This is a genomic window from Kitasatospora sp. NPDC041988 (genome assembly GCF_055588525.1).
Genome location: NZ_JBVJCO010000020.1, coordinates 151,495 through 159,408, shown reverse-complemented (window position 1 = coordinate 159,408; position 7,914 = coordinate 151,495). Strand labels below are relative to the sequence as shown.

Sequence of the window (7,914 nt, the reverse complement as noted above, 5' to 3'; positions counted from 1 at the left end):
CGCACCCCCGGATCAGCCGCCACCGCCTCCAACACCCGCACCAACCGCCCCACCAACACCCGCACACCGTCCTCATCGAACAGATCGGTGCTGTAGGACAACGTGCAGGTCAGGCCCGCGGGTGCGCCATCGGCGTCGAACGACTCGCGGAACGCGAACTCCAGGTCGAACTTGGCCGTGCGACTGTTGGCGGGCTGCAGGCCGGTCTCCAGGCCGGGGAAGCGCAGCTGCGACTCGGGTGTGTTGTCGAAGGTCAGCATGACCTGGAACAACGGGTGACGCGCCAGCGAGCGCTCCGGGCTCAGCGTCTCCACCAGGAGGCCGAACGGCACCTCCTGGTTGGCGTACGCCGCCAGGTCCGCCTCGCGTACCCGCTCCAGCAGCTCCCGGAAGGTCGGATCACCCGACACGTCGTTGCGCAGCACCAGGGTGTTGACGAAGAAGCCGATGCCGTTCATCAGGGCCTCGTCGTTGCGGCCGGCGGTCACCGTACCGAGCGGGATGTCCGACCCGGCACCGAGCCGGGACAGCAGCGCGGCCAGACCGGCCTGGACGACCATGAACAGGCTCGCGCCGCCGGCCCGTGCGACCTCTCCCAACGCCCGGTGCACCTCGCGGCCCAGCGTCAGCTGCACGCGGTCGCCGTCGCTGCTGAGCACGGGGGGCCTCGGCCGGTCGGTGGGCAGGTCCAGCTGGTCCGGCAGGTCGGCCAGCACCCGCTTCCAGTGGTCGAGCTGACGGCTCAGCCGGCTGTCCGGGTCCTTCTCGTCGCCCATCAGCTCACGCTGCCACAGCGTGTAGTCCGCGTACTGCACCGGCAGCGGCTCCCACGCCGGCGCCTCCCCCGCGCACCGGGCCGCGTAGGCCGCCGCGAGATCGCCGACCAGGGGGCCGAACGACCAGCCGTCCGCCACGATGTGGTGCACCACGACGAGCAGGACGTGCTCGGTCGGGCTCAGGGCCAGCAGGTCCGCCCGCAGCGGCAGTTCGGTCTCCAGGTCGAACCCGCGACGCGCCGTCTCGGTCAGCACCGCGTCCAGGTGCTCCTCGTCGACCTCGGTCACCCTCAGGTACGTGTGGGACTCGTCGGCGGGCACCACGAGCTGGTGCGGGACACCGTCGCGGCTGGGGAACAGCGTGCGCAGGCTCTCGTGCCGGGCGACCACGTCCTGCAGGGCCGAGGCCAGCGCCTCGCGGTCCAGTGCTCCGGTGAACCGCAGCGGCATGCCGAGGTTGTACGTCGCGCTCGGGCCCTCCAGCTGGTTGATGAACCAGAGACCGCGCTGCGGATAGGCCAGCGGCACCGTCTCCGGTCGCTGCACGGGAACCAGGGCCTGCCGGGTGGTCCCGCCGGCCAGGTCGACCAGCTCGGCGAGCCGGGCGACCGTCGGGGCGTTGAACAGGTCGCGCACCGCCAGCTCGACGCCGAGGATCCGCTGGATGCGCAGCACCAGTCGCGTCGCGAGCAGGGAGTGCCCGCCGAGGGCGAAGAAGCTGTCGTCGATCGAGACCGACGCCGCGCCCAGGATCTCCGCGAACAGGCCGCACAGCACCTCCTCGTTCGGCGTGCGCGGGGCCCGGCCGGTGCCGTCGCCGGTGAGCTCCGGCTTCGGCAGCGCCCGGCGGTCCAGCTTGCCGTTGAGCGTCAGCGGCAGCGCGTCCAGCAGCACGAACGCCGACGGCACCATGTACTCCGGCAGGGTGGCTGCGAGCCGCTCACGCAGTGCGGCCGGGTCGAGTTCGGCACCGGCCGCCGGAACCGCGTAGGCGACCAGCCGCTTGTCCCCGGGCCGGTCCTCCCGGACGAGCACGGCGGCCGATCCCACACCGGGGTGGGCCGCGACGCACGCTTCCACCTCACCCGGCTCGATCCGGAAGCCGCGGATCTTCACCTGGTCGTCGGCGCGGCCGCCGAACACCAGCACACCGTCGGCCGTCCAGCGGGCGAGGTCACCCACCCGGTACATCCGGCTGCCCGCCGGTCCGAACGGGTCCGCCACGAACCGTTCGGCACTCAGCGCCGGTGCCCGCCAGTATCCGCGGGCCAGGCCCTCGCCCGCGACGTAGAGCTCGCCGACCACGCCGGGCGGCACGCGTCGCAGGCCCTCGTCGAGGACGTACGCACGCATGTTGTCGAGCGGCCGGCCGATCGGCACCACGTCGGGTACGGTGTCGGCCGCGGTGACGCGGTGGTACGAGGAGAACGAGGTCGCCTCGGTCGGTCCGTAGGTGTCCTTGAACACCAGGCCGGGGAAGCGGGCGAGCAGCCGGCGCACGGCCACTCCCGGCACCACGTCGCCGCCAGCCAGCAGCTCCCGTACGCCGGCCAGGCAGTCCAGGTCGTTCTCCGCCACCACGCGGAACAGCCCGGCGGTCAGGTGCAGGCCGGTGACGCCGTGCTCGCCGATCATGCGGCGCAGCGTGGCGACGTCCATGTCATGGGGCGGGGCGACGACGACCGTGCCACCGGTGAGCAGTGGCACCCACAGCTCGTAGTTGGCGGCGTCGAACGCGTGCGGCGCGTGCAGCAGCACCCGGCGGTGCGCGTCCGCCGCGAAGCCCTCGTCGAGGGCGAACGCCAGCAGGTCGCGGTGGGTGACGGCGACGCCCTTGGGCCGGCCGGTGGAGCCGGAGGTGAACATCACGTAGGCGAGCTGTTCGGGGTGGCCGGGAACGGCCGGGGCGTCGGACGGGAAGCCGGCGTCCTCGCCGACGGCCAGGACCGTCATCGCGGGGTCCAGGCCGAGATCCGGGGCGGCCGCGTCGACCAGCAGGACGGACGCCTCCGTCTGCTCGATCACCAGCCGCATCCGGGACTGCGGGGCGCGGGCGTCGAGCGGCACGTAGGCCGCGCCGGCCTTGAGCACGCCGAGCAGCGACACCACGAGGTCGATCGAGCGCTCCTGGAGCACCGCGACGCGCGCCTCCGGCCCGGTGCCGGCGGCCCGGAGGCGGTGCGCGAGGCGGTTGGAGCGCTCGTCCAGCTCCCGGTAGGTCAGGGTGACACCGTCGGGAGCCACCAGGGCGACCGCGTCGGGGTGGGCTGCTACCCGTTCGGCGAACCTGGCCGCCACCGTGCCCGTGAGCGCGGGGACGTCGCGGGTCGCACCGGACCAGCTGACCGCGAGCCGTTCCGCCTCCTGCGGCTGCAGCAGGTCGATGTCGGCGATCGAGCGGCCAGGGTCGGCGGCGACCGACTCCAGCAGGCGCATCAGCCGCCACACCATGAGCCGGACCGTGTCTTCGTCGAACTGGTCCGTGCTGAAGAGCAGTTGGCCACCGATGCCGGCCGGAGAGCCGTCGGCGTCGCGCCGCTCGCTGAAGTCGAACTGCAGGTCGAACTTGGCGACCGCGAGGTCTCCGGGGGCGACCGTGGCCTCCAGACCGGGGAGCTCCAACGCGCGATCGGGGTGGTCCTGCATGCTGACCAGGACCTGGAACAGCGGATGCCGGGCCAGCGAGCGCTCGGGGTTGAGCTGCTCGACGAGGCGCTCGAACGGGACGTCCTGGTGGGCGTAGGCGGCCAGGTCGGTCTGCCGGACCCGCTCGACCAGCTCGGTGAAGGCCGGTCGGCCGGAGGTGTCCGTGCGCAGCACCAAGGTGTTGACGAAGAGGCCGACCAGGTCGTCGAGCGCCTCGTCGGTGCGCCCTGCGATGGGGCTGCCCAGCGGGATGTCGTCGCCCGCACCGAGCCTGGACAGCAGGGTCGCCAACGCGGCCTGCAGCACCATGAACAGGCTCGCCCCGCAGGAGCGGGCCAGCTCGGACAGGGCGCCGTGCAGCTCGGGGCCGATCGTCCACTCCAGCAGCTCGCCCCGACGGCTCGCCACCGGCGGGCGGGGCCGGTCGACCGGCAGCTGCAGTTCGTCCGGCAGGTCCGCGAGGGCCTTCTCCCAGTAGGCGAGCTGACGCTCCATGGCGCCCGGTGTCCGCTCGCCACCGTCCAGCAGTTCGCGCTGCCAGAGGGTGTAGTCCGCGTACTGGACCGGAAGCGGCGCCCAGCCCGGGGCGCGGCCGGCGTGGCGTGCGGTGTAGGCGGTCGCAAGGTCGCGCACCAGCGGCGCCAGGGACCAGCCGTCGCCGCCGATGTGGTGGACGACCACGGAGAGGACGTGCTCGTCCGCGCCGACGTGGAACAGGTCCGCGCGCAGCGGTGGTTCCTCGGCGAGCGCGAAGCGGTGGGCGGCGGCGGCGGCCAGCGCGGCCGGCAGGCCGTCCGCGTCGGTGTCGGTCTCGGCGAGCCGGAACACCGAAGGCAGGTCCGCGGCGGCGATCACGTGCTGGCGGGGCACGCCCGCCTCCTGCGGGAACACCGTGCGCAGGCTCTCGTGGCGCAGCAGGACGTCGTCCAGGGCCGCGCGCAGGGCCGCGGTGTCGAGTTCGCCGGACATCCGCAGGACGAAGGGGATGTTGTACGTCGGGCTGGGACCGTCGAGGCGGTCGAGGAACCAGAGCCGCTGCTGGGCATAGGAGAGCGGCACCGGGTCGGGCCGCTCGGCCGGGACGAGTGCGGCCCGCGCCGACGACACGGTGTCCAGCAGCTGGGCGAGCCCGGCCACGGTGGGCCGTTCGAAGACGTCGCGGACGGCGAGTTCGAGGCCGAGTACCGCCCGGGCCCGGCTGGCCAGCCGGGTCGCGGAGAGCGAGTGGCCGCCGAGGAGGAAGAAGTTGTCGTCCACGCCGGCCTCGGGCACTCCCAGGACCTCGGCGAACAGGGCCGCCAGCACCTGCTCGTGCGGGGTGTGGGCGTCGCGGCCGCCGGCCGCGGCCGGGGTGCCGGGCTCGGGCAGCGACCGGTGGTCGAGCTTGCCGCTCGGTGTCAGTGGCAGAGCCGGCATCTCCACGAATGCGGCGGGCACCATGTAGTCGGGCAGGATCTCGCCGAGCTGCCCGCGCAGCGCTTCCGTCTCCGGCACGTCGGCCGCGTCGGCCGGCACGAAGTAGGCGATCAGGCGCTTCTCGCCCTGCCGGTCGTCCCGGGCGATGACGGCGCAGTCCGCGATGCCGGGGCAGGCGGAGAGCGCCGCGGCGATCTCGCCGGTCTCGATCCGGAAGCCGCGGATCTTCACCTGGCTGTCGGCGCGCGTCAGGTACTCCAGCTGCCCGTCGGTGGTCCACCGCGCCAGGTCGCCGGAACGGTACATGCGGCTGCCGTCGGCCGCGAAGGGGTCCGCGACGAAGCGGGAGGCGCTCAGCCCGGGGCGCTTGAGGTAGCCCTGGGCGACGCCGCCGCCGGCCACGTAGAGCTCGCCGGGAACACCGGGCGGTGCCGGGCGCAGCGCGCTGTCGAGGAGGTAGACCCGCAGGTCGGGAATGCCGCGGCCGATGAGGCTGCCGACGCCCGGGCCGGAGGCGAGGCCGCGGTCCAGTGGCAGGTAGCTGACGTGCACGGTGGTCTCGGTGATGCCGTACATGTTGACCAGCAGTGGCGCGTTCTCGCCGTGCCGGTCGTACCAGCCCGGCAGCCGGCCGAGATCGAGTGCCTCCCCGCCGAAGACGACGTAGCGCAGCGCCAGCCGGTCGCCGGTCTCCGGGTTCTCCCGGTCGGCGTGGATCAGCTGGTAGAACGCCGACGGTGTCTGGTTGAGCACCGTCACCTGTTCGTCGGCCAGCAGCCGCAGGAAGCCTTCGGGCGAGCGGGACACCTCGTACGGCACGACGACCAGCCGGCCGCCGTACAGAAGCGGTCCCCACAGCTCCCAGACCGAGAAGTCGAAGGCGTACGAGTGGAACAGCGTCCAGACGTCCTGCGGGCCGAAGCCGAACCAGCGGTCGGTCGCCGCGAACAGGCGCAGCACGTTGTGGTGTGACACCACCACGCCCTTGGGGCGGCCGGTCGAGCCGGAGGTGTAGATGACGTAGGCGGGCGCCTCCGGCACGAGTGGGGACGTGCGCTCGCCGTCGGCGAGGTCGGTCCCGGGCAGCTCGGCCAGCCGCTCGGACACCGCGGCCGTACCCAGGACGACGCTCGGGACGTCTTCGGGCAGTTCCACGGCCACGCCGGAGTGGGTGACGGCCATCGCCAGGTCGACGTCCGACATGGTGTACGCGATGCGGTCGGCGGGGTAGGTCGGGTCGATCGGCACGTACGCCGCACCGGTCTTGACCACCGCGAGCAGGGCCACCACCAGGTCGACCGAGCGCGGCAGCACCAGACCGACGAACCGGCCCGGCCCGGCCCCGCCCTCGATGAGCAGCCGGGCCAGCGCGTTGGCCCGTGCGTTCAGCTCGCCGTAGGTCAGCGACTCCTCTGCCAGGGAGACCGCGACGGCGTCCCGGTGCTCGGCGGCGCGGGCCTCGAAGAGGGCGGGCAGGGTGGTCCGCCCGGCCTGGGTCCGGGCCTCGTCGCCGTTCCACTCTCCCAGGACCTTGCGGCGTTCCTCGGCCGTGGCCGTGTCCAGCCGGCCGACCACCTGGTCCGGCCCGGCCGCCCCCAGGGAGCGGATCAGGGCCGTCAGCCGTTCGCAGTGACCGGCGAGTTCGGCTGCCGAGTACAGCTCGGGGTTGGCGTTGAACTCGACCCGCAGGCCGTCGCCCACCCGGGTGTCGAGGACGACCGTCAGGTCGTCGTCGTGGCCGATGGCCAGGTTGCGCACGGTGCCCCGGCTGCCGGCGAAGTCCAGGTCGTAGTCGAACAGGATGATGTTGACGCGCGGGCCGACCAGGCGCCGGCCGTCGACCAGCGCGCCGCTGTCCACGCGCATGGCCTCGTACCGGTAGCGCTGGTGCCGCAGGGCACCGCGCATCTGCCGCGTGACGTGCCGGAGCAGCTCGGTGACGGTCGTGTCGGGCCGGACGGTGACGCGCAGCGGAACGACGTTCGACACCATGCCGGGCACCTCGCCGGCGGCGCCCGAGGGGCGGGCGGCGACCGGAAGCGCGAGGACGACGTCCGTGCGGTCGGTGGCCCGGCTCAGGTAGAGGGCCTGGGCGGCGACGAGGACGGTGGGCCAGGCGGTACCGGTCTCGCGGGCGAGCGAGCGGATCGCCTCGACGTCGCCGGAGCCGAGCTCGCGAACCTCGCGCAGCAGCGGGCTCGCCGGGTAGCGGGTCGGCTGGACAGCGAGACCGGAGACCTCGGCCCGGTCGGCGAGCTGCTCGGCCCAGAAGGACCGGTCCCTCGCGAAGGCGTCCGACGCGTGGTAGGCGGTGTCGGCCTCGACGAGGTCGTGCAGGCCGCCCGGCCGGGCGGACGGGCCGACCCGGCCGGCCGCAGCGGCCGAGTACACCTCGGCGACCCGGCGGGCGATCAGCCCGACGCTCAGCCCGTCGAGTGCGATGTGGTGGTGGCGCTGGTACCAGACGTATCCGGCGTCGGCGGTCCGCAGGAGCGCGAAGGTGAACAGGGGGCCGGTCGTGAGGTCGACGGGTGTGGCCAGGTCCGCCGCGGCCCACCGCTCCACGGCGGCCTCCGGGTCGTCCTCACCGGAGAAGTCGGCGGTGTGGAACGTCCAGTCGAGTTCGGGGGCGACGACCTGGTAGGGGCCGTCGGCGTCCTCGCTGAAGCGCGCCCGCAGGGCCTCGGTCTCGTCGACCACCTGCCGCAGCGCGGCCTCGAAGAGCTGCGTGTCGACCGGGCCGTCGATGTCCACTCGCTCCGCCAGACCGAAGAGCGGATTCGTCGCTTCGCCCTGGACCGCGTACCAGATCCCCCGCTGCCCGTCGGTCAAGCGGAAACGCACACCCTGCGGGTCAGACATTCAGTCACTCCACACTCGATCGATCGGTCCGGTGGCCCCGGGCGGCTTCCGCCCGCGCGAATTCCGGCACGGCGCTTGAGAATTCGGGAAACGTCACGCGGGCGGAATCTCGCGAATGACAGCCTGTCCGGTGGCCGCGCGGAGCGGCAACGGCGCTGCAAAGAATTGAGAACAAAGGCCCGGCACCTCCGCGTGGGAGATGCCGGGCCTGGTT

1 protein-coding gene is annotated in these 7,914 nt (G+C 73.1%); it reads right to left on the bottom strand.

Features of this window, described 5'->3' with window-relative positions; translation table 11 throughout:
* Window positions 1-7,700, bottom strand: a 7,700-nt coding sequence (locus tag ACZ6NC_RS21355) for an amino acid adenylation domain-containing protein (RefSeq protein ID WP_465734995.1), incomplete at its 3' end; no start/stop codon positions are given.
* Between the last annotated feature and the right edge of the window lie 214 nt (window positions 7,701-7,914).